Annotated in this window: 24 protein-coding genes and 1 pseudogene; 7 read left to right on the top strand and 18 right to left on the bottom strand. The window is 69.0% G+C overall.

Annotation, left to right across the window (positions count from 1 at the left end; translation table 11 throughout):
- Positions 1-68 precede the first annotated feature (68 nt).
- On the top strand, positions 69-3,128 hold the full coding sequence (locus VNJ48_RS03125; protein ID WP_325599018.1) for a response regulator: 3,060 nt from the start codon (positions 69-71) through the stop codon (positions 3,126-3,128).
- Positions 3,129-3,161: 33 nt separating this feature from the next.
- Here VNJ48_RS03125 and VNJ48_RS03120 read toward each other — a convergent pair whose 3' ends face one another.
- The 6 genes from VNJ48_RS03120 to VNJ48_RS03095 form a co-directional block, all read right to left on the bottom strand.
- Positions 3,162-4,235, bottom strand: coding sequence for an NAD-dependent epimerase/dehydratase family protein (locus VNJ48_RS03120; RefSeq protein ID WP_325599016.1), 1,074 nt, complete (start codon positions 4,233-4,235; stop codon positions 3,162-3,164).
- Between the two features lie 118 nt (positions 4,236-4,353).
- Complete coding sequence (locus VNJ48_RS03115) at positions 4,354-5,772, bottom strand: amidase family protein (RefSeq protein WP_325599014.1); 1,419 nt, start codon at positions 5,770-5,772, stop codon at positions 4,354-4,356.
- A gap of 123 nt (positions 5,773-5,895) precedes the next feature.
- On the bottom strand, positions 5,896-8,070 hold the full coding sequence (locus tag VNJ48_RS03110; RefSeq protein ID WP_325599012.1) for a GAF domain-containing SpoIIE family protein phosphatase: 2,175 nt from the start codon (positions 8,068-8,070) through the stop codon (positions 5,896-5,898).
- Between the two features lie 130 nt (positions 8,071-8,200).
- Positions 8,201-9,088 carry an alpha/beta hydrolase gene (locus VNJ48_RS03105; protein ID WP_325599010.1) on the bottom strand — a complete coding sequence of 296 codons (888 nt, stop codon included), beginning with the start codon at positions 9,086-9,088 and terminating at the stop codon, positions 8,201-8,203.
- A 34-nt stretch (positions 9,089-9,122) separates the two neighbouring features.
- Positions 9,123-9,533, bottom strand: a complete 411-nt coding sequence (locus VNJ48_RS03100; protein WP_325599008.1) for an STAS domain-containing protein — start codon at positions 9,531-9,533, stop codon at positions 9,123-9,125.
- Positions 9,534-9,587: 54 nt separating this feature from the next.
- Complete coding sequence (locus VNJ48_RS03095; protein WP_325599006.1) at positions 9,588-10,805, bottom strand: glycoside hydrolase family 16 protein; 1,218 nt, start codon at positions 10,803-10,805, stop codon at positions 9,588-9,590.
- Positions 10,806-11,116: 311 nt separating this feature from the next.
- Between VNJ48_RS03095 and VNJ48_RS03090 the strand changes: the two genes are divergently transcribed.
- Together VNJ48_RS03090 and VNJ48_RS03085 are read left to right on the top strand one after the other, a co-directional pair.
- Positions 11,117-12,865: a HAMP domain-containing sensor histidine kinase gene (locus VNJ48_RS03090; protein ID WP_325599004.1), complete on the top strand. Its 1,749-nt coding sequence runs from the start codon at positions 11,117-11,119 to the stop codon at positions 12,863-12,865.
- A 64-nt stretch (positions 12,866-12,929) separates the two neighbouring features.
- Positions 12,930-13,328 carry a hypothetical protein gene (locus VNJ48_RS03085; protein WP_325599002.1) on the top strand — a complete coding sequence of 133 codons (399 nt, stop codon included), beginning with the start codon at positions 12,930-12,932 and terminating at the stop codon, positions 13,326-13,328.
- Positions 13,329-13,339: 11 nt separating this feature from the next.
- Here VNJ48_RS03085 and VNJ48_RS03080 read toward each other — a convergent pair whose 3' ends face one another.
- Positions 13,340-13,462, bottom strand: a complete 123-nt coding sequence (locus VNJ48_RS03080) for a VOC family protein (protein WP_325599000.1) — start codon at positions 13,460-13,462, stop codon at positions 13,340-13,342.
- An 85-nt stretch (positions 13,463-13,547) separates the two neighbouring features.
- On the bottom strand, positions 13,548-14,417 hold the full coding sequence (locus VNJ48_RS03075) for a GNAT family N-acetyltransferase (protein WP_325598998.1): 870 nt from the start codon (positions 14,415-14,417) through the stop codon (positions 13,548-13,550).
- A 99-nt stretch (positions 14,418-14,516) separates the two neighbouring features.
- On the opposite strand from VNJ48_RS03075, the pseudogene VNJ48_RS03070 reads away from it, so the two are divergent.
- Positions 14,517-14,965: pseudogene (locus tag VNJ48_RS03070) on the top strand (VOC family protein).
- A gap of 131 nt (positions 14,966-15,096) precedes the next feature.
- Positions 15,097-15,693, top strand: a complete 597-nt coding sequence (locus tag VNJ48_RS03065) for a hypothetical protein (RefSeq protein ID WP_325598995.1) — start codon at positions 15,097-15,099, stop codon at positions 15,691-15,693.
- Between the two features lie 178 nt (positions 15,694-15,871).
- Here the strand turns inward: VNJ48_RS03065 and VNJ48_RS03060 are convergent, their stop codons facing one another.
- Both VNJ48_RS03060 and VNJ48_RS03055 read right to left on the bottom strand, forming a co-directional pair.
- Positions 15,872-16,369: a hypothetical protein gene (locus VNJ48_RS03060; RefSeq protein ID WP_325598993.1), complete on the bottom strand. Its 498-nt coding sequence runs from the start codon at positions 16,367-16,369 to the stop codon at positions 15,872-15,874.
- Between the two features lie 90 nt (positions 16,370-16,459).
- Entirely contained in the window at positions 16,460-17,395 is a 936-nt protein-coding gene (locus tag VNJ48_RS03055) for a DMT family transporter (protein WP_325598991.1), read from the bottom strand.
- A gap of 293 nt (positions 17,396-17,688) precedes the next feature.
- On the opposite strand from VNJ48_RS03055, the gene VNJ48_RS03050 reads away from it, so the two are divergent.
- Positions 17,689-18,165 carry a DinB family protein gene (locus tag VNJ48_RS03050; protein ID WP_325598989.1) on the top strand — a complete coding sequence of 159 codons (477 nt, stop codon included), beginning with the start codon at positions 17,689-17,691 and terminating at the stop codon, positions 18,163-18,165.
- Between the two features lie 65 nt (positions 18,166-18,230).
- Here the strand turns inward: VNJ48_RS03050 and VNJ48_RS03045 are convergent, their stop codons facing one another.
- Together VNJ48_RS03045 and VNJ48_RS03040 are read right to left on the bottom strand one after the other, a co-directional pair.
- On the bottom strand, positions 18,231-19,550 hold the full coding sequence (locus VNJ48_RS03045) for a calcium-binding protein (RefSeq protein WP_325598987.1): 1,320 nt from the start codon (positions 19,548-19,550) through the stop codon (positions 18,231-18,233).
- Positions 19,551-19,728: 178 nt separating this feature from the next.
- A complete protein-coding gene (locus tag VNJ48_RS03040; protein WP_325598984.1) occupies positions 19,729-19,860 on the bottom strand; it encodes a hypothetical protein in 132 nt (43 codons plus the stop codon).
- A gap of 147 nt (positions 19,861-20,007) precedes the next feature.
- Between VNJ48_RS03040 and VNJ48_RS03035 the strand changes: the two genes are divergently transcribed.
- The gene (locus VNJ48_RS03035) at positions 20,008-21,024 is read left to right on the top strand and encodes a MerR family transcriptional regulator (protein WP_325598982.1); all 1,017 of its coding nucleotides are present in this window, start codon (positions 20,008-20,010) and stop codon (positions 21,022-21,024) included.
- Here the strand turns inward: VNJ48_RS03035 and VNJ48_RS03030 are convergent, their stop codons facing one another.
- From VNJ48_RS03030 to VNJ48_RS03010, 6 genes are all read right to left on the bottom strand, one after another.
- Positions 21,025-21,678 (bottom strand): class I SAM-dependent methyltransferase, encoded by a 654-nt coding sequence (locus VNJ48_RS03030; RefSeq protein WP_325598980.1) that lies wholly within the window; start codon positions 21,676-21,678, stop codon positions 21,025-21,027.
- A gap of 75 nt (positions 21,679-21,753) precedes the next feature.
- A complete protein-coding gene (locus VNJ48_RS03025) occupies positions 21,754-22,455 on the bottom strand; it encodes a hypothetical protein (RefSeq protein ID WP_325598978.1) in 702 nt (233 codons plus the stop codon).
- A gap of 89 nt (positions 22,456-22,544) precedes the next feature.
- The gene (locus VNJ48_RS22625; protein ID WP_414689904.1) at positions 22,545-22,898 is read right to left on the bottom strand and encodes a DUF6153 family protein; all 354 of its coding nucleotides are present in this window, start codon (positions 22,896-22,898) and stop codon (positions 22,545-22,547) included.
- Between the two features lie 147 nt (positions 22,899-23,045).
- A complete protein-coding gene (locus tag VNJ48_RS03020) occupies positions 23,046-23,780 on the bottom strand; it encodes a Stf0 family sulfotransferase (protein WP_325598976.1) in 735 nt (244 codons plus the stop codon).
- A 14-nt stretch (positions 23,781-23,794) separates the two neighbouring features.
- Complete coding sequence (locus tag VNJ48_RS03015; protein ID WP_325598974.1) at positions 23,795-25,195, bottom strand: pyridoxal phosphate-dependent decarboxylase family protein; 1,401 nt, start codon at positions 25,193-25,195, stop codon at positions 23,795-23,797.
- A 131-nt stretch (positions 25,196-25,326) separates the two neighbouring features.
- Positions 25,327-25,752, bottom strand: a complete 426-nt coding sequence (locus VNJ48_RS03010) for a RidA family protein (RefSeq protein ID WP_325598972.1) — start codon at positions 25,750-25,752, stop codon at positions 25,327-25,329.
- Positions 25,753-25,773 lie beyond the last annotated feature (21 nt).

Here is a 25,773-nt window from a genome sequence, read left to right as displayed (position 1 = left end):
ACTGCGGCATCCTCTGCCTTTGGATACGCTCAATGTCGGTGCCGGGGGCGGAGACCAGGAAGTTGAGCATGGAGCGACTGGGCGGTCAGAGGCTGTCCTCGGCCTGCCTCGCCGTGGGTGCGGTGGCAGTGGTGGTCTACCTGCTCTCGCCGCGGCACAGCGCGGTCCAGCTCATCGCCTGGTTCGTCCCCATGGTGATCGCGGTCTGGGTGACCGGAGCCCGCTACCGGCGCGCCAAGGGCGCCGGGAAGCGCCCACTGCTCATCCTGTTCGGCGCGGTGCTCTTCTACGTGGTCCTGCTGGCCGTGTGGTACCTCGGTCCCATTGTGTTCGGCCTTGAGCTGCCGCTGCCCTTCCCGTCCGTGCTCGACGTCGGCTTCCTCCTCGACTACGCCGTGTTCGCGTTCCTGCTCGTGCTTGTCCTACGCCTCGGCCCGATCGGCCGGGAGGTCGAGGCGCGGGTGGCGGTGATCGATGCCCTGATCCTCACCACGGCCCTGTGTGCGGTGCTGTGGGTCGGTATCGTGGTGCCGAGCCTCAACGCCGAGGCCTCGATCCCTGCCACGGTGGTCGCTCTGCTCTATCCGGCGTTCAACCTCGTGCTGTGCGGGCTGGGTGCCCGCCTGGTCCTCGATCGTCTGTCGCAGTCCGGCCTCGCTGGGATCCTCTTGCTCGGGTGGCTGGCAGCCCAGCTGACCGGCGACGTCGTCTACGGCATCCAGAGCGCGGCCGGGACGTTCGAGTACGGAACTCCGCTGTTCGTGACCTGGATGATCGCGTACAGCTGTCTCGCAGCCATGGTCACCCATCCCTCGGCGTCCTCGCTCCTCGGGCAACAGGACGACGACGCCGCGTCGACCGACGCGCCGTCGGGTCGCAGCGGCGGCGTACGCCGTGCGCGGCTGGTGCTGCTCTACCTGGCTGCTGTGGTGCCGCTCGTGATGGCTGCGCTGAGCGACACCAGGTCCAACGTCCTGCTGCTGATGGCGGCGGGTGGGTTCGCGCTCGTCATCTGGCGCCTGGCACTGCTGGCCGGCGACCTGCGCGAGCAACGGCGGTTGGCAGCCGAGCTCGAGGACAAGGGAGCTGAGCTCCTGCGGGCCAACGACGACCTGCGTGATGCCGGTGACGCGCGCTCGGCGTTCCTCGCCACCATGAGCCATGAGATCCGGACACCGCTCAACGCCATCATCGGGATGTCCGGCATCGTGCTGGACTCCGACCTCACCCCCGAGCAGGTCGAGCAGCTCGAGATCGTCCGAGGTGCAGGGGAGAGCCTCCTTGCGTTGGTCACCGACATCCTCGACTTCTCCAAGATCGACGCCGGCAAGATCGAGCTCGAGACCAGTCCATTCGCGCTGGTCGAGTGCGTCGAGTCCGCCGTCGACCTCGTGGCTCCCCAGGCCGCGTCCCAGGGCCTCGAGCTCATGTACGTCGCCGCCGAGGACTGCCCGGAGGTCGTCCTGGGCGATCTCACCCGGGTCCGCCAGATCCTGGTCAACCTCCTGACGAACGCGGTGAAGTTCACGACGGTGGGCGAGGTCGTGCTCCGCGTGTCCATCGACGAGGGCTCCGGCGAGCTCTGCTTCCAGGTGAAGGACACCGGAATGGGCATCCGGGCCGATCACATGGACACCATCTTCGACTCGTTCACGCAGGCCGATGCGTCCCCCACGCGGCCGGTGGGGGGCACGGGCCTCGGCCTGACCATCAGCCGGGAGCTCGCCGAGGCCATGGGTGGCCGCGTGTGGGCCGAGAGCCGGGTGGGGGAGGGGTCGACCTTCTACTTCGGCGTCCGTCTTCGCTCGGCTCCTGAACAGCGCATCCCCAGCAGTCGGGGCCGGACGATGGCCGGTCTGGCCGACCTGGCCGGCACCCGGGTCGTCGTCGTCGATGACAACGACACCAACCGTGCCATCCTGCGCGACCTGCTCAGCGGTTGGGGACTGGTGCCCGCGGACACGGCCGATCCCCGCACCGCGTTGGACTGGGTCCGTCGTGGTCGACGCTTCGACCTGGCGGTCGTCGACCTGCAGATGCCTGACATGGACGGCCTCGCCCTGGCCCGGTTGCTGCGCAACGCCTCGAAGGACCAGGACCTGCCGTTCGTGCTGATGTCGTCGTTGAGCGACCGACACAGTCCAAACCCCGATCTGGGCCACGTCGCTCGCATCACCAAGCCGGTCAAGCCGGGGGCGCTGGCTGCCGCGCTGCTGGAGGCTGTGCGAAGCGCACCCGCTCCGTCCGAGCCGGCCGCGGCCGGTCCGGTGCGGAGCGAGGTCGCCAGGCTGAAGGTCATCGTCGTCGAGGACAACGTCGTGAACCAGAAGGTGGCCCTGGGGATGTTGGCCAAGCTGGGATGCCGCGCGGATGTCGCCGCGAACGGTCTGGAAGCTCTGGAGGCCGTCCGGCGCCAACGCTACGACGTGGTCCTGATGGACGTGCAGATGCCGGTGATGGATGGCCTGGAGGCGACCCGGCAGATCCGGGCGCAGCTGCCCGCGGAGAGGCAACCGCACATCGTTGCCTTGACGGCCAACGCGATGGCCGATGACCGAGACCGCTGCCTGTCCGCAGGCATGGACGACTACCTCAGCAAACCCCTCCGCGCCGTCCAGCTCCTCGCAGCGCTCTCCGGGAGTCCGGTTGCCGCCGCGGCTGCGGAGGCCGGCGAGGCCGGCGAGGACGCTGAGACGGTCGGGTCCGCGGTTGCCGCCGAGTCTGTTGCGGCCGGCGAGCCCGAGGAGACGTCCCCAGCGGAGTCGTCACCTCCCGAGACGTCGATCGACGCCGCCGTCCTGGGAGACCTGCGCGCCGACCTGGACGACGACGAGTTCTTCACCAAGATCATCGGCCGCTTCGCCGTCAACGCGGTCATCCAGGCAGAGCAGATGCAGCAGGTCCACCGTGCCGACGACGGCCCGGGCCTGGTGACTCGCGCCCACACGCTCAAGGGCACGGCCGCGAACTTCGGCGCGCACCGACTCACCCGCCTCGCGGCTGAGCTCCAGGCGGCCGCGGCCGACCCGGAGGACAGTCGGGTGCCGGCCCTGCTCCAGTCGTTGAGCGCTGAGGCTGCCCAGGTCGGCGATGCCCTCAGGAGCTACCAGCGCAGCATCGCGTCCTGACTCGTGGCTGTCGGCGGGCGTGCCCGACGACGATCAGGGCTGTTGGCGGCTTGCGACCGGGCCGCGGCGGACGAACCGGCCCAGGGCTCCCGCCACGGAGCGCGGTCGGAGGACGGGCGAGTGGTCTGCGGCGCCGTCCCGCATGCCGGTCACGGTCTCGGCCAGCACCGAGAGCGCGTCGCTGGTCGGCGCCCAGCCCAGCTCGGACCTCGCCCGCGAGGTGTCCAGCAGCGGCACGGCGTACCCCAGGTCCACCCAGCCCGCGTCGACCTGCTGGACCCGCGCGCGCCAGCTCAGTGAGACGGCTGCCCGGACCGCGCCTGACGGGACGTGCACGAGGCGCGCTCCTAGCACGGCGGCGATGTCGGCGGCCGTGACAGCGGGCTCTGCCGCCAGGTTGAAGGCGCCCGGGGCCCGGGACTCCAGGATCCGGACGACGGCGTCGGCCACGTCGTCCGCGTGCACCATCGGAACGGACAGCCCGCGGTCCAGCGGAAGCACCGGCACGTGTCGCAGCATGGCTGCCGGCAGGGCGCCGGGGAGGCCGTAGCGAAGCAGCGCGCTCCCGGCGTTGCGCTGTCCGACGATGCCGGGTCGCATCCGGGTGACGACCAACCCCTTGTGGCGTCCATCGCTCTCGAGACGATCGAGCAGGCGCTCGGCAGCCACCTTGTGCCGGCTGTACATGGAGCTCGGCACCCCCTGGGTCGGCCAGGTCTCGTCCACCGGAGCGTCATCCCGCTTGGGCGAATAGGCCCCCACGGAGGACATGTGCACGAGGTGCGGGACGCCGGCAGCGGTCACTGCCTCGATGACGCGCCGGGTCCCACCGATGCCGAGCTCGGCCAGGTAGTCCTCACGATGGGAGGGCTGGAAGCCCCACGCCAGGTGCACGACGGCGTCGGCTCCGACACACGCGGCCCTCAGGGCGGCTTCGTCCTCGGCTCGCGTCAGGTCGACCAGCGACCACTGCGCGTCAGCGAACGGGGCAACGGCGTCGGGCCGGCGACGAACGACGCCGATCAGCTCGTGGTCACCCTTCTCGGTCAGCTGTCGCAGCAGGGCGGAACCGATGTTGCCGCTCGCGCCGGTGATGACGATGCGCATGACGTCTCCTGAGGTTGGCCGCCGGGCGCGGCGGATCTAGTCGTGGGGGTGGGTACCCCATTGCGTGAATGACATCCAGCACGGCTTCATCGCTCGACTCGCCGGAACGGGCCCCGGGTCAGAGGAACCCCGGGAACGTCGGCGCAGCGAGGGGTCCGCTGGACCGGTCCCGCGCCGCTTCGTAGCCGTGCGCGATCTCGATGAGGTGGGTCTCGCTCGCGGCCGTCCCCCAGAACGAGACGGCCACCGGCAGGCCGGCGGCCAGCTCGGTCGGGACCGTGACCAGGGGGTAGCCGGCGATGGCGGTCGGTCCGGTGCACGCACCCGACAACGACTCCTTGTTGACGAGGTCGATGGGGTGGGCCGGGGGATAGGACGGCGTGACCAACGCGTCCAGCGCGTGCTCGCGCAGCACGCGGTCGATGCCGCCCTCCCGCGTGACGTCGACTCCCCGCTGGCGGGCCGCCCGGTGTTCGGGACTGCTGAGTGTCGGTCCGGCCAGCGCGTCCTCGAACAGGCCCTGGCCGAAGTGCGCAAGCTCCGTCGACGCGTGCTCGCGGTTGAAGTCGACGATCTCGGCCAGCGTGCGTGGGACGGCGCCGCTGCGGGTGGCGAGGTAGTCGGCTACGCCGGCACGGAACTCCGCGAGCAGCACGACCATCTCGTCTGCCCACACCTCGTCGGCCAGCGCCGGGAGGTCCGTGTTGTCCACGATCGTCGCGCCCTCGGCGGCCAGCAGCCCGAGCGCGCGCTCTGCGGCGGCGTCTGCGTGCGGTGAGTAGCCCCAGTACGTCGCTCGCGGCACCCCGATGCGCTTGCCGGCGAGCCGGCCAGGGACGGCGTGCTCCGCGTAGTCGATGCCGTTGGCTGCCATCACGGTCAGCAGCGCTGCCGCGTCGGCGACGGTCCTGGCCATCGGTCCGGGGGAGTCCTGCGAGCGCGAGACCGGCACGACGCCCGCGGTGGGCACCGTGCCGACGGTCGGCTTGATCCCGACGCATCCGTTGAAGGCGGCCGGGCAGCTGATCGATCCGTCGGTCTCGGTGCCGACGGCGTACGGCGCAAGCCCGGCCGCGACGGCTGAGCCGCTGCCCGAGCTGGAACCCCCCGCGGAGCGGTTCAAGCCGTAGGGGTTGCGTGTCAGGCCGCCGTACGCGCTCCATCCCGAGGTGGACGCCTCGTCCCGGATGTTGGCCCACTCAGAGAGGTTCGTCTTGCCCAGCACGACCATTCCGGCGGCACGCAGACGTTGCACCAGCAAGGCGTCCGTCTCCGGTGGCGGTGCGTCGGCCAGCGCCAGCGACCCGGCGGTGGTCGGCAGGTCGTAGGTGTCGATGTTGTCCTTGACCAGCACGGCGCGGCCATGGAGAGCGCTCCGAACGCGGCCCGCGGCTGCCTCCTCGTCGAGGCGGTCCGCCTGCGCGAGTGCGTGCGGGTGCACGGCGCAGACGGCGTTGGTCAGGGAATCCAGGTCCCTGATGCGATCGAGGAGCTCCTCGACCTGCGTTCGGGCACTTCCGCGGGGCGATGACGTCATGGCGCGAGTGTGCCCGCGGCACCCAAGACCCGGCTCACGGACTTCTGCGCAGTCATCTCAGGAAGTGGCTCGTCAGCACGGGGGCGATGACCTCTGTCTTCACCTCGTGCGTCTGGTCGGTTGCTACCGGAGGCCCGTGAACGCCACCGCTTGGGCGACCAGCTCGACCGAGTCGTCGGTCGGGACGTGGTCGGTGTGCGGGTCGTAGGCGGCCAGGAGCAGTGCCAGGTCGTCGCCGAGCGACGGGCCGGCGGCGTTGTTGAGAGAGGCGAGCAGACCGTCGAGCGCGGACTCGAACTCGGCACTGCCCACCCGCGGAAAGAACGGCGCCGGGTCGATGAAGCCGCCGTCCGGCAGGCGCGCCTCGATCAGGCCGTCGGTGAACAACAACATCCGGTCACCCGGGCTGAGCTTGCCGTACGCCGCGACGGGGTCCACGCCGAGACCCAGCGGCGGTGAGTGCTCCAGCGCGACCTCCTCCACGCCACCGCTTTCTGTCAGCACGACCGGCGCAGGGTGACCGCACGAGACGACGCTGAAGCGGCCGTCGTGCTCGATGTCGACGAGCACACCGGTGACGAAGTCTTCGGGGTCGGGGAGGTACGGCACGATGCGCCGGTCGATCTCGCGTGCCACCTGGGCGACGTCGCCCTTCCCGGCGGCAGCGGCTCGGAACTCGCCGAGCACCACCGTGGCGGTGCGGACCGCGGACAGGCCCTTCCCTCGCACGTCGCCGACCAGCAGCCGCACCGACGACGGACCGCGTACGACCTCGTAGAGATCGCCGCCCACGTGCGCCTCCTCAGCGGCCGACAGGTAGCGCGCCGAGAGGGCGATGGGACCGATCCGCGCAGGGGGCAGCGCCAGGATCGCCCGCTGGGCCGCTTCGGCCACCAGCGTCACGCCGGCCAGCCGCTCCGACTGCTCCTCGAACGTGGCGGCCGTGTCGAGGGCCAGCGCGACCCGGGCGGCCACTTCCTCAAGGAAGGCCAGGTCGTCCTCGGTGTAGCGGCGACCAGACTCGGCGTGGATCAGCGTCAACACCCCCACGACACCTTGGCGCCCGATGAGCGGGGCGACGATCGCGCTGTTCAGTCCGAGGCGCCGCAGGATGTCAAGGTGCTCGTCGTTGACGGCGGCCGCCTCGAGGAGGTCGGCAGGGATGAACGGGTAGATCTCGCTCTCGCCGGTCCGGACGACCTTGGCGGCCCCGGTGGGAGAGTCCATCCGGGTCGGGAAGGCATGCTGCATGGACCGCGCCCAAGCGGTGGTCTCAGGGTCGCGGTGCTGGACGGCGGCCATCTCGAGCTGGCCGTCGCGCACCAGGTGCAGCGAGCACCAGTCGGCGAAGCGAGGCACGAGGATCCGACCGACTTCGGCGACCGTCTCCTCCATGTCGAGGCTGCGCGACAACGTCATCGACGCTTCCGCGAGCAGGGCGGTTCGTTGGGTCGCAGCATCCTGCTTCTGGAGCTCGCTGGCGCGCAGACCAGCGCTGGTCAGCGCGCCAGCGAGCGAGTGCAGGAAGCCGTCTTCGGACGGGGTGAAGAGATCGGGCGGGAAGGTGATGGCCAACAGGCCGTGCGTCACACCGTCGCGGTGCAGCGGGAGGAGGTGGAGGCAGCGGTCCTCGGTGTAGTACTTCGCGAGGTCTGGGAACGCCGCCACGATCTCGGCCAACGACCGGTAGTGGACGTCGGTGCGGGTGCGCGCCGCCCACGCCCCCGGAAGCTCGCTGGACAGGGGGATCTCCTGGTACTGGTCGGCTCCGTCGCCGGCGCGACCGTGCCAGGTGACGGTCCGCAGGACGTCGTCCGCGTCGAGCGTCAGGACCATGGCTGACGTCGCGCCCATCGTCGCCACGGCGTGACCCAGGAAGCCCTCGACCACGTCCTTGATCGTGCGTGCTCCGGTGAGCTCCACCGCGAGGGCGTCAAGCACGCGCTGCGCCAGCAGGGTCGTCCGCTCGAGGCGTTCGCGCTGACGCTGGCTGGCGCGGGCGGCAGCGAGCGCCAACCCGCAGATCAGGATGCAGGTGGCGAACCTGATGAGCCACTCGCGTTCGCCCAGGTTGTCGTTCCACACGCCGGAGGCGACCGACGCCGCGAGGACGAGAGCCACGACACCCGCAGTGCGGCGTACGTCGGCACTGATCGCGACCAGGACCGCAGCAGCTGCATAGGCGCCGTTGATCTGGCGACCGAACGCGATGTCGACAGCCACCATGACCGCAAGCAGCAGCACGCCCGGGACCCACCACAGTCGCCCCGACAGCAGTCGCGCGCTCAGTACGGTCACCTGGCTCAGGCTCCTCGGGCGCGCGGACGGCCGAGAACGCGCGCGGAAGACAGAGACCGTCACCGCGACGATAGTGGCGCGACGGACGGTCCGCTGGCGTTTTCCACAATCCGCCCGGAGGAGGAGGTGCTCAGCCCACCCCGCCGAGGCGCTTGAGATCGGCAAGGATCCGGTCGAGCTGGGTGATCAGCGACAGGTGGCCCTCGTCCTCGAACAGATGTCTCTCGGCGCCGTTGGCATGCTCCGCGAGCCAGACCCCGTGCTCGTAGGGCACCATCGCGTCCTGGCGGCCCTGCCACACCGCGACCGGCACCCGGATGCGCGTCAGGTCGAAGCCCCACGGCGCCACGGCCGCGAGCCCGTCGTCGCGCATGCCGACCACGCCCTGGGCGCCGGCGTGGTTGAAGGTGCGGCTCATCCAGTCGCAGAAGTCAGCGTCCAGGGCAGCGAGGTCCACCGGCGTCACCAGACCGCCCATGGCGTCCGCGACCTCCTCGGCCGTCGCCTGCAGGATCGGGAGGGCGTGCTGCTGGAGATAGGCGCCGTAGACGTCGCGGCCCTGCTCGGCGGCGCGATACTCGGCGTGGTTCTCCGGGGCCATGCCACCGAACCAGTCCAACCCTGGGGCGTCGTACGGCGCCACGCCGGCGATCGTCGCCGCGGCTCGGCACCGTTCGGGCAGCAGCGCCGCGCACGCGAGCGCTCGCGGTCCACCGCCCGACCAGCCCGCGGTGACGAACTGGTCGATCCCGAGGTGGTCGAGCACCGCAACCGAGTCGGCCACGTCGTCGGCGTACGCACCGGCCTCGGCGCGAGGGGTGGAGGCGCCGTACCCGGGCCGCGAGTAGGTGACCATCCGTAGCCCCGCAGCCGCGACGGTGTCGTCGAACCACTGCGACTCGGCGACGGCGGAGGGCGACCCGCCGTGGAACAGCAGGCAGGTGCGACCGGGGTCACCGCCCACGAGCACCTCGATGGTGCGGCCGTCGACGGTGGGGACCTCCAAGCGTTCGCTCATGCCGCGACGCTACGCGGCCCGGTCGTGATGACCCTCACCTCCCGCGGAGCGCGTCCTCGACCGTCGCGTGCGTGGACAGGGCGCGTGAGAGGCCCGTGAACCGCAGCGCCTGGGCGACCATGCCGTTCGCTCCGACGATGCGCAGCTCGCTGCCAGCGTCGCGGCAGGTCCGTGCCCCCGAGACCAACGCGCCCAGAGCGACCGCGTCGATGCGTGCTGTCAGCGACAGGTCCACGATGACGATCGGCGCGAGCGCCGCTGCGTCGGAGATGTCGGCAACGAGATTGACGGCGTGGAGGCCGGTGACCTCGGACCGGCACCGGATCTTGCGGAACCTGCCGTCTGCTGGTTCCTCCTGGGTCGTCCGCGCTGCAGTCCGCGGCTGGACGTCCCGGGCGCGGTCGGGCTCCTCTTGGCCGCCGAGTCGGCTGTGGAGGTAGCTCACAAGGTCCAATGTGTCAGCATTCTCGCCTTCCCGCCCGTCAGGGATGCTCAGTCCTCACTGATCGGCGAGCTGGTCCCCGGTCTCCCACACGCGCACCCAGTCGACGTACATGTGCTGGGGAAGCTGCCTGTCGGTCATCTCGACGAACTCGTAGTCCGAGGACAGCAGGCTCAGGATCGGGTACTGCGGAGCGTTCGAGATGCCACCATTGATGCGGTGGCTCTCCTTGCCGTCGATGCGGAAGATGAGCCGTTGCGGCGTCCACTGCACCGAGAAGACGTGGTAGTTCTTCGACCAGCCGTCGCGCCTGTTCTTCAGGAAGGAACGGCCGTTCGCGACCCGCTCGCCGGTCTTGACCATGCGGCTGCCCTCGTAGCGATGGATGAACGTCGCCAGCCCGCCGAGGGGATGGCGGTCGCCGAAGTACTCGATGACGTCGATCTCGTGACCGCTGCCGCCGGGGAACATGCCGCCGACCGGCTGCATCCAGAAGCTGCCGTGCTGTCCGCGCTGGCGATGGAACCTGACGCGAGCCGCGGCGAAGCCGTACGTGAAGGAGAAGGCGCCCTCGGTGCCGATGTGGCCGTTGAGCCGGTAGGCGAACTTGCCGATGTAGTCCCCTCGGACGTAGGCCTTGCACGTGTCGGTCCTGGTGGGGTCTCGCAGGACGCTCAGACGCACCGCGCCCCCGGCGACCTGGACCGCGGACGGGTCGCCCTGGGAGCAGCTGCGGAGGCTCTGCGGCTCGAAGTTGGTCCCGCGGTGGTGCCACTGGGGGGAGAGCTCGATGCCGTCGAACTCGTCGGTCCAGGTGGGGGCGAGCCAGGGCGCGGTGCTGACCGGGTCGCTGGTCACCGAGCCGAGCCCCCGATGGTGCACCGCCGTGACGCGATACGTCAGCGGTTGCCCGTCGGTCGTGGCCGGGGCAGCGAACTGGACGCGTGTCTCGGTCTTCTGCCGGATCGTGTCGACCCACTCCCAGGAGGGTCCGCGCTGGACCTGCAGGACGATCTGACGGCCGGGCGAGGCCGGCACGACGACAGCGGTCAGGGCTGCCAACGCCTCGTCGGGGCTCGCGACCTGCCCGCCCTGATGGACGATCTGCGGGAGCGCCTCCAGGCGTACCCGCTGAACCTCGACGTCGCGGAGGGCGCTGTTCTCGGCCGCCGCTCGGGTGGCATCGGCGGCCGCGCCGGGCGCGGGTGCCAGCAGCAGGGAGGCGGGCAGCAGCAGCGCAACCGCCGTGCCTGCACGTACGCGACGTTCGAACATCTCTCGACTTTCTTTGCGTGGCCTTTCCCGGTACGACGCAGCAATCGTTGCCTTGGTTGTCGGCGGCTGATGGACGGGGCAATCAGCAGCCACTGACTTGACGTGATGCACCCAGCACCGCCCGAACGTGGCCGTATCATGCCCTTCAGTGTGATGCTGGTCACGGGCCCCGCTGTTCAGCCTCGGGTCACTCGCAACAGCAACGAACAGGGACTCGGACCCCTTGGGACGAACGGGAACGAATGAACGGCGATCACGGCGCAGTGCCGGCACCCGATCGCGCCCGCGGTAGCAGCTGGGGTGGCCCGGGAGTGCGCGCAGAGCTGCGCCGGATCGCCGACGATGCGGCGCGGCGGGCCGGGTTCCGCGTGTGTGCGATCGAGGTGCTGCGCGGGGACGGCCTCCTCGAGCTGGTGGCCTTCACGGGTGCACCTCATGCCGCTTCGGTCCCGGGGGACAGCCACTCGCACATCCACGACGTGCGGCAGGTCCTGAATCAAGGCGGGCGGTACGGCGAGTTCGTCTTTCTCGCCGAGGAGGAGATGGACGCCCACCTCCGGGAAGCGATCGCCAGCTACGGGTACATCCCCCCGGCTCTCGACCTGCCGGACCCCGATCGTTGGCGCCCGTTGGACATGCTGGTGGCGCCGCTGACGGACGCATCCGGTCGCACCCGCGCCCTGCTCCACCTCGACGAGCCACTCTCGGGCCACCGTCCCCGACCCGAGCAGCTGCTCGACATCTCGGCTCATCTCGAGCTCGTCCTCCAGGCCGTCCTGGCCACCGTCGATCGCGATGAGCTCACGCGCCGAGCACGTCTGGACGAGACGGCGCGCGCCATGGTGCGAGCGGCTTCCGAGCGGCTGGGGGGTGAGGAGCTGTTGGCGCAGGTCCACCCGGAGCTGGTGGCCGGATTCCGCGCCCGGTCGGTGGCGGTGCTGCTCTTCGAGGCGCCCGCCGAACCGAGCGAGACGCGCGCCACCGCCGCCCGGCTCCCCGTGTTGCTCCGACCCGCCGTCGAGGCGGCGACCCGTCGGGCGTGGCAGTCCCGGACGGTGATCATCGCCGAGCCCGGACGCGTGTGGGGCGATGACGCACTGGAGCAGGAACATCTGCAGGACCTGACCGATCACCTGCTCGCGCACGACGCCAGGGAGCTGCTCCTGGTGCCAGTGGGGGCCGGGCACGAGCCGACGGGTGTGCTGGTGGTCGTTCGCGACGGCCAGGAGGACCGCTGGACCGAGGGCGAGAGCCAAGCAGCGCTGGGGGTCGGCCACGACCTGGGTCGCGCCCTACTCAGCACCCGCGCGCACGAGCGTGAGCAGCAGCTCATCGACCAGTTGCAACGGCTCGACGAATACCGCCAACAGCTCATCGCAACGGTCTCCCACGAGCTCAAGAATCCCCTGGGAGTGATCGTCGGCCACGTGGAGATGCTCGAGGCGGTCCCGGGGTTGCCGACGGCCGCCGCCACGTCTCTCCATGCGTTGGGCCGCGGCACGTCGCGGTTGACCTTGCTCGTCGACAACCTGCTGCTCCTGGGCCGGATCAGCGACCTGGACAGTCCCGTCGTGGGACTGCCGGTGGACCTCGGCTCCGTCCTCACCCAGGTGATCGAGGACGAGTCGCTCCGGGCAGAACGCCAGGGCGTGACGCTGCAGACATCGGTCCGCGACGATGCATCCAGGGTGACGGGAGAGCCCGAGGAGCTTCGTCAGGTGATCGCCAACCTGGTCAGCAATGCGGTGAAGTACTCCCGTGCCGGGGGAACCGTGAACCTGTGCCTGGAGGAGCAGGGCGACGAGGTCGTCTTCACCTGCGCTGACAACGGGCTCGGCATCTCCGAGCAGGACCAGGAGCACCTCTTCACAGAGTTCTTCCGCTCGACCAACCCCGAGGCGCTGCAACGACCGGGCACCGGCCTCGGTCTCGCCATCGTCTCGCGGATCGTGAGCCGGCACGGGGGACGGACCGAGGTCGAGACCCAGCTGGGACACGGCACCACGTTTCGCGTCGCCCTGCCCCGGGCGCGACCGCATCGGGACGACGCCCATCATTGAGGCGCGTGCCCCTCGGGAGCCTCTTCTGCCCGGCCGTTCGTGATCACGTGGAATCGTGGCGCCCGTGAAGATCTACGTGGCCGGACCTCTCGCCGATGTCGAGAGGGTCCGAGCAGTCCAAGTCGCAGTGGTGGCCGCGGGGCACGAACTCACCCTGGACTGGACCCGAGGTTCGGACGCTGTGCTCAGGGAGGGTTATTCCTCAGCCCCCGACCTCGCCGCCAAGATCGCCACTGACGATCTGGAGGCGGTGCTCAATGCCGACGCAGTGCTGGTGGTCATGTCGGAGCACGACGGACGAGGGATGTTCGTCGAGCTCGGGGTTGCCTTGACGCGCGCCCGTCGAGGTGAGCTCGAGCACCTCGTCGTCCTCGGCCCGATCCACCACGAGAGCGTCTTCTACTTCCACCCTGCAGTTCAGCGCATGTCGGCGGTTGAGGAATGGCTGGTCAGCGTTGCCTGACTCAACCGCCGTCATCGGTTGCGGCTGTCCTCGCCGCGGTCGAGAACCGTGAAACCGAAGACCTCGCTCCAGAAGGCGGCGAGCCGTTCCGGGTCGTGGCAGTCGATGCTCAGTTCGGTGAACCTGCTTGTCATGTCGCTCCTCGGGGGTGTGAAGTCCCCGAGTGGTCGGTGGCGACGAATCGAGCTCCGGCACGGTCCGGGGGCTCGCCCGTCCCACTCACCCGGCCGACTGTTGGTACCACGTGGCGGTGGATGTGGGTCGGAAGCCGACACCGTGATACGCCCCGGCGGCTGCTTCGCTCTCGTAGGAGATCTTGACTCGCTCGGCACCTCTCGCGGCCAGGCGATCGATCCCAGCGGTCAGCATGGTGCTCGCCAGACCGCGACGTTGGAAGTCGTCCTCCACCCTGACGGGCTCAACGAGTCCTACTTTGGTCTTTGGGTCGAACCAGTACAACGAGTAGCCGGCGACCTGCCCGTCAGCGGACTCGACCATGAGGTCGAGGGCCGGGTCGTAGAGCGAGCACTGCTCGAGGCGTTCCTTCACCATGTGTCCGCTCCGGTGCCGCATGTGATGGGGGGCGTCGAGGCGCTGCGTGCGATCTACGACAGTGAATCCCTCTGCGGGCACCGAGACGGCCGGCCGATCGGCGGCGTCCATCCAACCCGTGCTGTCGCGGTGGCCAGGTGTGAGGTCGGATCGCCGAGCAATCTCGACAAAGACGTCGTTGTCACTGACAGGAACGTCGAAACCTGCCGACGCGTGCTCCGCAGCATGTGCCAGCGCTCGATCCCACACGTCGGCGGGCTCGTAACCCGAGGCGCCGGGGACAACGATGGGGTCGCACTGCCACGAGTCGTCCGCCGCGCCGGTCAAGAGGACACCGGCGACAGGCCCGTCGTCATCGAGCCAGAAGAGCTGATCGACCTCGTCGGACTGCTGCGGTTTTCGCCACCACCACTGCACGTCGGCGGCGTCCCACATGCCGGCCACAGGATCAGCCAGACGAGCACGTTGAAGCAGGGACGTCGCCAGCGTCACGGCATCGCGCCCCGTGACTCTGACTTCCTTCGCTGAGATAGACATGTCGTGTACCTCATCACGCGGCGGTCTTGGTTCACCATCGGTTTTGGTGCGTGCACCGGCCACGCAAGCGTGTTTGCGAAAACAGCGGGCCGCCGCGGGATGGGCCCGCGGAGCGTGTGCTGGTGGGGGATCCCGCATGGCGGAAGGCGAGGCGCGCGAGCCAGACAGCGTGAGCACATGTCCAACGCAATCCGCTTCAGCTCAGTGACGTTGGCCTGCCCTGATCCAGCGGGACTGGCGTCCTTCTACGCCGATGTCACGGGCGGCGAGGTCACGTTCGTCCACCACATGGAATGGGCGTCCATGCGCTGTGAGGGGGTGCGCCTGGAGTTCATGGGGGTCGCTGACTACGTCCCACCTCGTTGGCCAGATGATTCCGCGTTGCTCCACATCGATTTCCTCGTCGACGACCTCGAGAAAGCCGCGACCCGCGTCGAACGATCGGGGCCACGCGTTTCGACCATCAGCCGAACGCGGCTCATTGCCTGGTGTTCAGCGATCCTGCAGGCCATCCGTTTTGTCTCTCATTGATCGACGAGGTCGGATGAAGTAGCCCTACGCAAGTAGCGCCGACCCACGCTCGAAGGGACACCGCCGCGGTCCAAGCGTCAGGAGAGCCGCGTTCCGCGCTCCGCTCCAGGGCACCACACCCCATGGCCGATGCGGCTACGTTCGAGGCATGACAGAGTCCGGGCGAGCCATGTATGGCGCGGCCGCAGCAGCAGGACCTGGTCTCGTGCTCGCCGCAGCGGGATTGTTCCACCCGCATTCCCTGTCCTATGCGACGGCTCCTCGCTGGACCATGCTTCACGTCGTTGCCCTTTTCGTGTTCCCTCTCGTGGGCGTCGTGCTGGCCTGTCTGGTGCGCGGACGCGGTGACCCCGTGGCCTGGGTGATACGCGTAGGCGCGTTCGTGTACGCCGCGGCGTACACAGCGCTCGACGTGATCAGCGGGATCAGCGCGGGCTACGTCACGTGGCGGCTGGGCGAGGGCGTCGCCCGTCCTGACGAAGTGCGCTACCTCTTCACGATCGGGTCACGCCTCGGCGAGGTGGGCTCGTGGGCGCTCATCGCTTGTGCCATGGCCGTAGCTGTCGACGCTCTACAGCGGGCTCGACGTGCGGCGCTGCCCGGCCTGCTCTTGGTGCCCGGGGCAGTACTCGTGCACGTCGACCACATCTTCGCGCCTACCGGAGTCGCGGGCATGGTGCTGATCGGGCTCGCCAGCGGTTGGCTCGCCAACCAAAACCTGAACGCCCGGATGCGACGCTGTTGAAGCTTCACCGGGGCGCCACTCCCGCAGCAGGATTTTCACCCGGCCTGTTCGTCGGGTCGGCGACTTCAACGATGAAGACGTGCAGCCGGTTCGACGCGGCGGTCTGGTCCACGGGCGCGCGAGCACGCCGAAGGGACTCGAAGCGCGCGGGAATCCGCTTCGGGACGGATTCTGAGGCTCACCGTGACGGCTGGGCGGACACCCATCTCCCGGATTCGTCGACCGGAGACAGCAGGAGCGCCACGACAACCACTGAGAGCACGACGACGGCGGCAAAGATCGTTGCCAGGTGAACGTCGAGTGGTCCACCGTTGTACATCGTGACGCCAACGGCGATGAGAGCAACGCAGACTGACACGACGCCGGACCAGTGCAGCCGCCGCAGACCAACGATCACGAGCACGGCGGGCACGACGTACGAGACCATGCTCGCGGTGCCCAGCGCGTTGACAGCCTCCGTCGGGCCCCGCGCACCAGGGATCGCCAGCACCAACCCGGTGAAGAACATCGAGCCGCAGTGGAAAGCCAGCCCAACAAGCCCCAGACCGCACACCGCGGCCTCGCCGGCGGACAGCCGCTTGGCGAGGCTACGTAGGGGCAGTCCTCGGAGCAGAAGCCGGGAGCACATGACGAGGGCCACCACAGTGATCAGGCCCAGCACGAAACTGGTCGGCATGCCGCAAATCATACGTCCCGTAGGCCGACGGACTATTGCGACGACCTGTCCTGGCGATGCCAGCGCGACATGGCCGTGCTCCCCACCTGATCAGATGTGCTCGGGATCGTCTTCGGCGCCCGTCCGGCCGAGTCCTGCCACGGCCGCCAGGATCAGGATCGTCCCGGCGATCCCGGCGGGGCCGAGGCGTTCACCCAGGATCAGGGCCGCCAACACCGCGGCCGTCACCGGCTCCAGGAGGCTAGCGACGACTGCGACGCTGCCCGATGTCGTACGCAGACCCGCGTAGAGCAGCCCGTAGGCCACCGCCATCGTGAAGACGCCCAGGTAGACCAGACCGGCAACGGCAACCAAGTCGGCGGTGTACATCGGTCCAGTCGATCCGGCGAGTACACCAACAGGCAAGAGGACGAATGCACCGGTCGCCGTCGTAGCCGTCGTCAGAATCAACGGATCCACACGCTGTGCCAGCGGCCGCCCCAGGGCAGTGGTCACCGCGTAGATCGTGCCCGACGCGATGGCCAAGACGATGCCGAGCTCGGGCTGTGGCCCTGTGACGCCGGCGAACCCGCTCACCAGAACCAGACCGGTGAGAGCAGTGACGAGCACCACGAGTCTGGGCAACGCGATCAACTTTCGCTCGTTGACGGCATCGCTGACCGTGAGGAGAACTGGGGCGAGCCCGAGCGCGATCACCGTCGCTACGGTGACACCGGCGGTGATGACCGAGCCGAAGTAGAGGGCCTGGTATGCGGCGGTGCCACAGCCCACGGCGACAGTGTGGGCTGGGTGCTGCGCGATCAGGGCACGAAGCTGACCGCCCCTGCGCACCGCCACGACAGCGACACCGAGAACAGCGGCCGCGATGAGCATGCGGTAGACGCTGAGCGTGATGACCGACATGGGGGTGATGTCGCGAATCAACTGGACGACCAAGCCTCCGGTGCCCCACAGGACGCCGGCCAGCGAGATCTGGAACAAACCGATCCGCGCAGAGCGCGCGGTCGGGACAGATGCGAGTGTCATGAAGTGTGCTCCTGGGTGAGAACCGGCGAACGGATCGTCCGGAGCACGCCTGTCTTCCGGCCCTGCTGACGCAGGCCGGTCACCGAAGCGCTCCGGTCAGTCGACCGGAGGCGGAAGGATGCCGTGGAAAGGGACGCGAGGAGTCACGAGGCGAGTTTCGCAGATGGACTCACCCGCCGCTATCCGCTTACGTCATGCGCTCCGCGAGCCGATCGTCACGCGGTGAGGTCAGGTGCGGCGACTCACCGCAAAGCCCTGCTGGGCGCGACTGGGTTGCCCTCTAGGCTCCTGGCATGGACCTACTGCTCGCCGATGAGAGAACCCTGCTGGCGGGGATGGTCGACCGCCAACGCGACGAGATCGCCAGCCTGCTCGAACCTCTGTCGGAGGACGAGGCGCGGGCCCGGCTGGTGCCTTCGCTGACGACGCCCCTGGGGCTGGTCAAGCACGCCACATTCGTGGAGCGGGTCTGGTTCCACCATCGCGTGGCCGGGGTGTCGCGGGCGGAGCTGGGACTGCCCGACGAGGTCGACGACAGCTTTCAACTCGTTGAGGAAGACACGGTGGAGACGGTCCTGGCGGCGTACGTCGACGCCTGCGCGCGCTCGCGCGAGATTGCCGCCGGGCGCGACCTGGATCAGAACTACGCCTGGCACTCCGGCGTTGTGAGCCTCCGGTTCATCTTTGCCCACCTCGTGCAGGAACTCGCCCGGCACGCGGGGCATGGCGACATCCTGGTTGAGCAACTCGTCGCCCGGCGCAAGACCTGACGTCGTCGATGACGATCAAGTTGCGGCTGGTGCAGCGGGAGGTTGTCTCCGCGGCGCTTGAGTGATCAGCGCACGATCTCGCAGCCGCGAGCTGCCTCGATGCCGACGCACAGATCACGCCCGTCATACGCGCTCGCCCGGTCCGTCCCCGTCCCGCCGAGGAGACGGTCAGGGCCGTCGCGGCCATAGAGCACGTCATCGCCACCGCGCCCGAAGGCGATGACCCGCGTGGCGAAGTACGCCTCGAACCTCTCATCGCGACCGCTACCGTAGAAACGCAACGGACTTTTCGACGTGTCGAACGAATAAGATTCCCAGCCGGACAGCCTGAGCGCGAAGTGCCCTTCATCGACGAGTGTCCCGGCTCGGGCGTTGAGCGTCACCTGGCCGCGGAGCCTCCTGCCGTCGAAGGTGAACCTGTCCCTGCCGGCGCCACCGTCGAGCCGCGCACCACTGCTGCGGGCGAACACGTTGTCGTTACCCGCGCCGGTATCGATCCTCACCTCGCCGGCCGACCCCGTGTGGACCTTGTCGTTTCCGGCTCCGGTGCTGATCGTGTCGTTGCCGCCGTCACTGAAGACTACGTCGTTGCCATCGCCACCGATCGCCGTGTCGGTCGCATGGTCGCGCTCGGAAGCTTCAGGTCCTCCGCTGTCCAAAAAGATGAGGTCGCTGCCCGCACCCGGGTCGACGACGTCCGCGCCACCGCCTGCGTAGATCGTCTCGGCGCTTGCGCTACCAGTGATCCGGTCGGTGTAGGCAGTCGCGATGATCCGTTGGTGCGGATGAGCGACGACCGTGTCGGAGCCCTGCCCGGTGACAACGCCGGCAGCCAGGTCTGCGTCGATTCCGACGGTGGCGCTGGAAAAGTCGACGGTGTCGAGCTCCTGCCAGCCACCGTACAACGTCTGCCGCGGGTCCCACCCTGCGTCGAGGTGGTCATTGCCGGGGCCGGGGATCAGCGTGTCGCCGACGACGAAGCTAGTCCCATCGAGGTACCTCTGGCCGTCGTCGGTCCCGCCGACCAACCTCTGGCCGTCGTCGGTCTTGCCGACCAACCTCTGGCCGTCGTCGGTCCCGCCGAACAACCGGTCGTCTCCTTCGCCGCCAGTGAGTGCATCGGCGCCACCGAGACCACAGATAACGTCATTGCCCGTGCCACCGTCGATCAGGTCGTCCCCGTCGCTGCCGAGGATGACGTCGTCTCCGGGCGTCCCGATGACGCTCTGCGGCTCAGTCGCAGGCTTCTGGTCGGCCACGATCGTGGCGACCCTTCCCTCGCAGCTCAAGTCGACCGGATCCGTCTGGTCCGCCGGGGCGGCACAGGCCACGACGAGTCCTGCAAGAACTGGCAGCAGACAGAACTGTCCGATGGTGTTTCTCACGTGGGTCCCCCCGGAAGTCGGCATCGTTCGTATGACGAAGCGCGCGCCTCGTGGGTTCCATCACCGCCGGACGGCGTCGATCTCCAGCCGAGCAAGGCCCGCTGAAGCCGTGACCGACGCTGGCGTCCGGAGGCTTCCTCCACCAGCTGAGGTGGGCCGGAGCCTCAGGTGGCTGAGCTCAGTCCTCCCGGAGGGCTTGATGCTGGTCGACATTGCGCCCCGCGTGCGGATCTGGGACGGAGTCAGGCTCGACGCTCTCGATGGTTTCTTCCAGACGAACTCGCGGCGGCAGGCTGCGGTAGTCCTGCACGGGCTTCGTCCCTACCGGGCGGTCATCTCCTGAGGTCATCTTCTGACCCTAGCCCTGCTGGGCGGCCGCGAGCCCGGATTGACCTTGCCCCAACGGCAACCACCACTGTCATCCCACCGGTGACCGACACCGGGGAGGATGGAGACGATGACCGAGCCCCGCACCCTCTTGACGATCGGCGACTTCGCCCGCGCTGCGGGTCTGACGCCGAAGGCCTTGAGGTTGTACGACGACCTGGGACTGCTGCCTCCCGCGGAGGTGGACCCGTCCTCGGGCTACCGACGCTACGACCCCTCGCAGCTGGAGCGCGCCCGTCTGGTGGCGACGCTGCGGCTGCTGGGAATGCCGCTGGCACGGATCCAGCAGGTCCTCGACCACTCGCCCGCGGCTGCGGCGCGTGAGGTCGAGACCTTCTGGTGTCAGGTCGAGGCTGACACGGCGACCCGCCGTGGCATCGTCACCACCCTCGTCCATCAGTTGAGGAACGAGGCACACATCATGACTACATCGACCGACACACTCCGCACGGAGTTCGGCGTCAGCCACCGCCAGGGTGGCCGTGAGCGGCAGCAGGACGCCCTGGTCGCCACCCCGGAGCTCGTCGCCGTCGCTGACGGTTTCGGCGACCGGGACGACGTGGCAGCCGCGGCACTGGCGGCCTTCGCCACAGGAGGCCTCGATGGGGCAATCCGCGAGATCGCGCCAGAGGTCAGTACGGCGCTGCCGGACCAGCCGTCCTTCGGCACCACCCTGACCGCCGTGAGGATCGAAGGCTCCGCGGCTCGGATCACGCACATCGGTGATGCTCGCGTCTGGTTGGTGCGCGACCGCGAGTTCCGGCAGGTCACCCACGACCACACGGTCGTGGCGGCACTACTGGAGACTGGCCAGCTGACCGCCGACGAGGCGCGATCGCACCAGCACCGCAACCTGCTCAACCGGGCCCTCACGCCGGGAGTCGTGGCCGACGAGTGCGTGGTCGACCTGCGCGCAGGAGACCGCCTGGTGCTGACCACGGACGGGGTCCACTCCTTCGTCGATGACCTCGGTCCGCTCCTCACCTCGACCGCTGGCCCGCAGGACGTCGCCGACGCAGTCGCGACAGCCGTCGCCCTGGCAGGGGAGCCGGACAACCACACGGTCGTGGTGGTCGACCTGTCCTGATCAGTCAAGTCGCCGACGCGCGAGCAGGACGGCCTGCGGGGTGGTCTCGGATCCCTCCGGAGCGCGCTGCAACCGCGTGTGGACGTCGAAGCCGCTTGCGTCGAGCACGTCGACGACGTGCTGCGGAGCGTGCCGGTAGTTCGTCATCGCCACCGGGTGACCGTAAGCACCGGCACGCTCCCGGCGCTCCCCTTCGCCGGCCTGGAAGGCCGTCAGGAGCCAGGCACCCGTCCGCATCACCCGGGCAAACTCCTGGGCGATCGTGCCCAACAGCTCGGGCCGGGTGTGGATCAGCGAGTACCACGCGAGCGCCCCACCCAGGGTGTCGTCGTCAAGGGACAGTGCTTCCATCGAACCCACGTCGAAGCGGATCCCTGGGTGGTCGCGACGAGCGACCTCGACCATGCCGGTGGAGAGGTCGACGCCGAAGACGTCGACCCCGCGGGCAGCGAGGTGGCCGCTGATCCGCCCCGTGCCACACCCCAGGTCCGCGACCGGGCCGAGACGCTCTGCCAGACATCGCTGGGCGAAGTCGTCGATCATGGCGACGTCCAACGCCGTCTCCGCGCTCACGTCAGGGAGGAGCGTCGCGTAGTCCTGGGCGACGGCGTCGTAGCCGTCGCGGGTCTGCGTCCGGTCGTCGGGAGATGTCACGAGAGAGCAGGGTACGGCGCCGGCGGCCTCCGCTGCCGTTGCCGTGGCTGTCACCTCAGCCGATCGAGTCGGCTGTCAATGGTCGTGGGAGTCGCTGTCACTGTGCTCGGGCGCCTCGCCAGCCGGAGCGTCGTTCTGCTCTGCCGGAGCATCGTCACCTGGAACCTTGTCGCCTGCGGCATCGTCGGCTGGTGCGTTGTCGACCGGGGCGTTCTGGGTGCCTTGGCCGTGGTCGTGGCTGCTCGAGTCCATCGAGTCAGCGAGCGCGGACATCCCGAACCACGTCACGAGGGCTACGAGAGCAACGGCTGCACCGAACAGGCTGAAGAGGTCGCGCCACCGGCCCTGCGCATCCTTGGCCACGAATGCGGCGTACGACATCAGCAGGCCGATCGGAGTCATGGCCGCGGACCGCTCGGGGAACTGCTCGAAGTGTTGGATCCCACCCCCGAGCAGTCCGACGCCGAACGAGAGGAGTAGCGAAAACGTCACGAGGGCAATCGCACGGCGCAGAGTGGGCCGAACCGGTGCGAACACGAACTCGTTGACCACGGTCCCCAGCAGGAAGACCATGGCCCCCACGATGCAGATCACCGAGTAGACAGGCGGGTCGATGGGGTAGTGCACGACCGCTCCGGCGATCAGGGCGGCGCCGACGAAGTAGAGCATCGCCCCGACATAGCGGGCGTACAGCGAGGGTTCGCTCCGCTTGAGGCTGCTGGGGTTCTCACGGGTGAGGGTGCGCTTTGTGGAAGTCTCGGCAGTGATGGTGGGCATGAGGTGTGATTGGCCTTTCGAGTCCGGGATGTGCGGGCAGGCAGGAACAAGGCCGACCCCGTGGTGGGGTGCGACCCTTCCGGCGCAGCTCAGCAGCGCAGAATCGAGAGGTGGATCAAGCAGGGAGGGTCAGGCGGTCGTAGCCAGGGCGGCGTCTGAGGGAGAGACGTCGCCCGCAGAGCCGTGAACACGGGGTGCCTGGGGCGCGTCAGTGCAACGAAGGCAGCGAGCGCTGAGATCAGCGCACACAGGATCGCCAAACAGATCTCCGCCGCGCTGTGTCCAGGCTCTTCCCCGCCACCCCCGGAGTCGTCGATACCCGGCTGCTCCGCGTGGCCCGTTGGCGACGCGAGCACGTCGGCCGGGGCAGAGGCATGGGCCGTCGTGCCGTGCGATCCGACGCCGTGCATGGCCATGAGGCCGACGATGAGGAAGGTCCACACCACTGCGGCGAACAGTGCTCGCGGCGCTCCGCTTCGGGCGATCGGTCTGGACACCGGCGCGACGCTAGACGGTGGCGACAGGCAAACTCCAATCCGCGAGGGTTCGGCGTCGGCTGTCTCTGGACTCCGCGGCCCAGCGTGGTCGCCTCAGCCGACGTCCTCGTTCCCCAGGGCGGACCTCAGCAGCTCGGCCCATTCCGCATTGACCTCGTCGGCCTGCTTGCGATGGACGATCCCGGGTCGCCAGGCCGGGGGAATGGTGGCGCCGACGAGGTCGGCGATCGCCCCGACCGCGGCGCCGGGATCGCTCGTGAGCGCCTCGTAGGTGAGCACACAGGGCCGGAGGTCGTTGGTGGCGAACCACGCCTGCCAGGAGGCGTTGTGGTCCTGGATGGTCTTGACGAGGGCAACCATCCGCGCCACGTCCGGCGCCACCGGTCGCCTGATCACGTCACCCTGGTGCCAATATCCGCTCTGCTCGGCGCGAGCCCACGAGACCGCTTGGCCGACCACGTCCTCACGCACGAGATGGACGAAGGCCAAGGGACCGAGCGCGGCCTGCAGGGTCGTGGAGTCCGACTGACGGCGTGCTCTGCCGATGCCTCCGACGAGCCTGTCGAGCGACCCCCACATGATGCGCGCGCCGAGCACGCCGTTCTCCGTGGTGGCTGCGTCGCGCACGGAGTCCACGAACGCCTCGTAGCTCCGCACCTGGTTTCCCGCCGTCTCCAGACCGAAGCGGGTCGCCCATGCGACCTCGTCCGGCTCCCGGAAGTAGGACTCCGGCCGGCCGAGCACCCCTGTGCTGGCGAGCAGACTGCAGAGGAACGTCGATCCGGTCCGCGGTGTCGCGCACAGGATGTAGCCAGTGGACCCGTCCACGTGGGCTCGCACAGTCATCCGAGAGAGGCGGCGGCGAGCACCTCTTCGACGACAGCGTCGACGTCGGCATCCGTGGTGCGGTGGTTGGTGATGCAGGCGCGGAGCACGAAGTGGTCGTCCAGGGTGGCGTTGGAGAGATACACCCGTCCTCGGGCGTTGACCCGCTCGAGGATCGCGGCGTTGGCCTCGTCGAAGGTGTCCGGGTCACCCCCGGTCCAGCGAAAGCAGACCGTCGACAACGGGACCTCGGCGAGTCGTTCCAGGTCCGGCTCCGCGTCGACCAGGGAGGCCAGCCGCTGAGCCTGCGCGATGTTCCCGGCGATGGACTCACGGAAGGCCTGCAGGCCGTGATAGCGCAGGGAGAGCCACAGCTTCAGCGCCCTCACCCGCCGCGAGAGCTCGATGGTCTCCTCGAAGAACATCTGTCCCTCGACCGGGTCATCGCTCAGGGACACGGCGTAGTCGTCGCTCAGGAAGAAGGCCCGCCGCGCGGCAGCGGCGTCACGATAGAGAATGATGCTGCAGCCCAGCGGTTGGTAGAGCCACTTGTGCGCGTCGACGGACACGGAGTCCACGTCGGCGAGTCCCTGGAAGAGCTCCGGCCGGACCATGGCCGCGGGGGCGCCGTACGCCCCGTCGACATGGACCCACAGGTCCTCGGACCTGGCGATGGCGACGATCTCCGCTATCGGGTCGACCGACCCGGTGACGATCGTGCCGGCACTGGCGACCACCGCGATCGGCACCCGCCCGGCAGCACGGTCCTCGGCGATGGCCCGGCGCAGTGCATCGAGATCCAGGCGCCGATCGGCGTCGGTGGGCAGGAGGCGAAGGTTGTTCCGACCGAGGCCGAGGAGCCCGACCGCCTTTCCCATCGACATGTGCACCGCGGTGGAGGCGTAGACGACGCCGCCCGTGACGCCGTCGTCGTTCGCGGGCGCTTTCGCCTCACGGGCCACGGCCAGGCCCATCAGGTTGGCCATCGATCCGCCACTGGTCAGGGTGCCCGAGAAGCCCGCGCAGCCCAACGCCTCGGCGATCCACCCGACCACGGTGCGCTCGATGATCGTCGTCGCCGGACCGGATCGCCACGCAGTCGCGTTCTGGTTGATGACCGAGGCGAAGAAGTCGCCCAGGGCCGCCACCGGCTCACCCGAGCCCATCACGTAACCGAAGAAGCGGCCGTTGCCCGTCCGGCTGTGCTGTGCCACCTCTGCGAGTGCGTCCAACGCGGCCGGTCCCATCCCGTGCTCAGGGGCCGGGCCGGCGAACAGGGCGAGGCTCTCCGCTCCCGTGGTGGCGGGTTGGATCGGGGCCGAGTCCAGCCCGCGGAGGTGGCGGACGGCCTCCTCGCTCACCCGGGCGGCCAGAGCGGAGAAGTCGTCGGGGGAGAGGTCGAGGGGGGCCGGTGGCATTCCGGCAGTCTGCCCCTTGAGGCAAGCCCGCCGCGACCTGCCTGGGCGTGCAGCAGCGCGGACCAACCTGCGAAGTTCATTTGCGTAAATGAACTTCGCAGGGGCTGGTGAGGGCGGCTCCCGCCGAGGGATCACCGGACGCGGAGCCGCTCGTCCGGGATCACCGCGATGCCAACGATCTCGATCAGCGCTTCGGGCTGCCACAGGGCCGTGGTCCCGATCCCGGCCATCGCTGGGTAGGAGGTGCCGGCCAGCTCGCGCCATACCTCGCCTATCTCGCGGCCGTGTGCCTGGTAGTCGGGAATGTCGGTCAGGTAGATGGTGATGCTGACGAGGTCCGACGGCTGGCCGCCGGCCTCGGCGAGCGTGGCAAGGACGTTGCCGAACGCCTGACGGAACTGGGCCACGATCCCGCCCTCGACGATCTGCATGTCCTTGTCCAGGGCCGTCTGGCCGCCGAGGTACAACGTGTTGCCGCTGAGGGTGCCGTGGGAGTAGCCCCGGGGGGTGGGGAGGCTCTCGGGGTTGATCGCACGGGGCTGGAGATCGGTCGCCATCGGGCCTCCAAAGAACGGGTG

This window comes from Nocardioides sp. (assembly GCF_035576065.1).
GTDB lineage: Bacteria > Actinomycetota > Actinomycetes > Propionibacteriales > Nocardioidaceae > Nocardioides.
The sequence above is the reverse complement of the archived record's forward strand: the minus strand, read 5'-3'. Positions and strand labels throughout refer to the sequence as shown.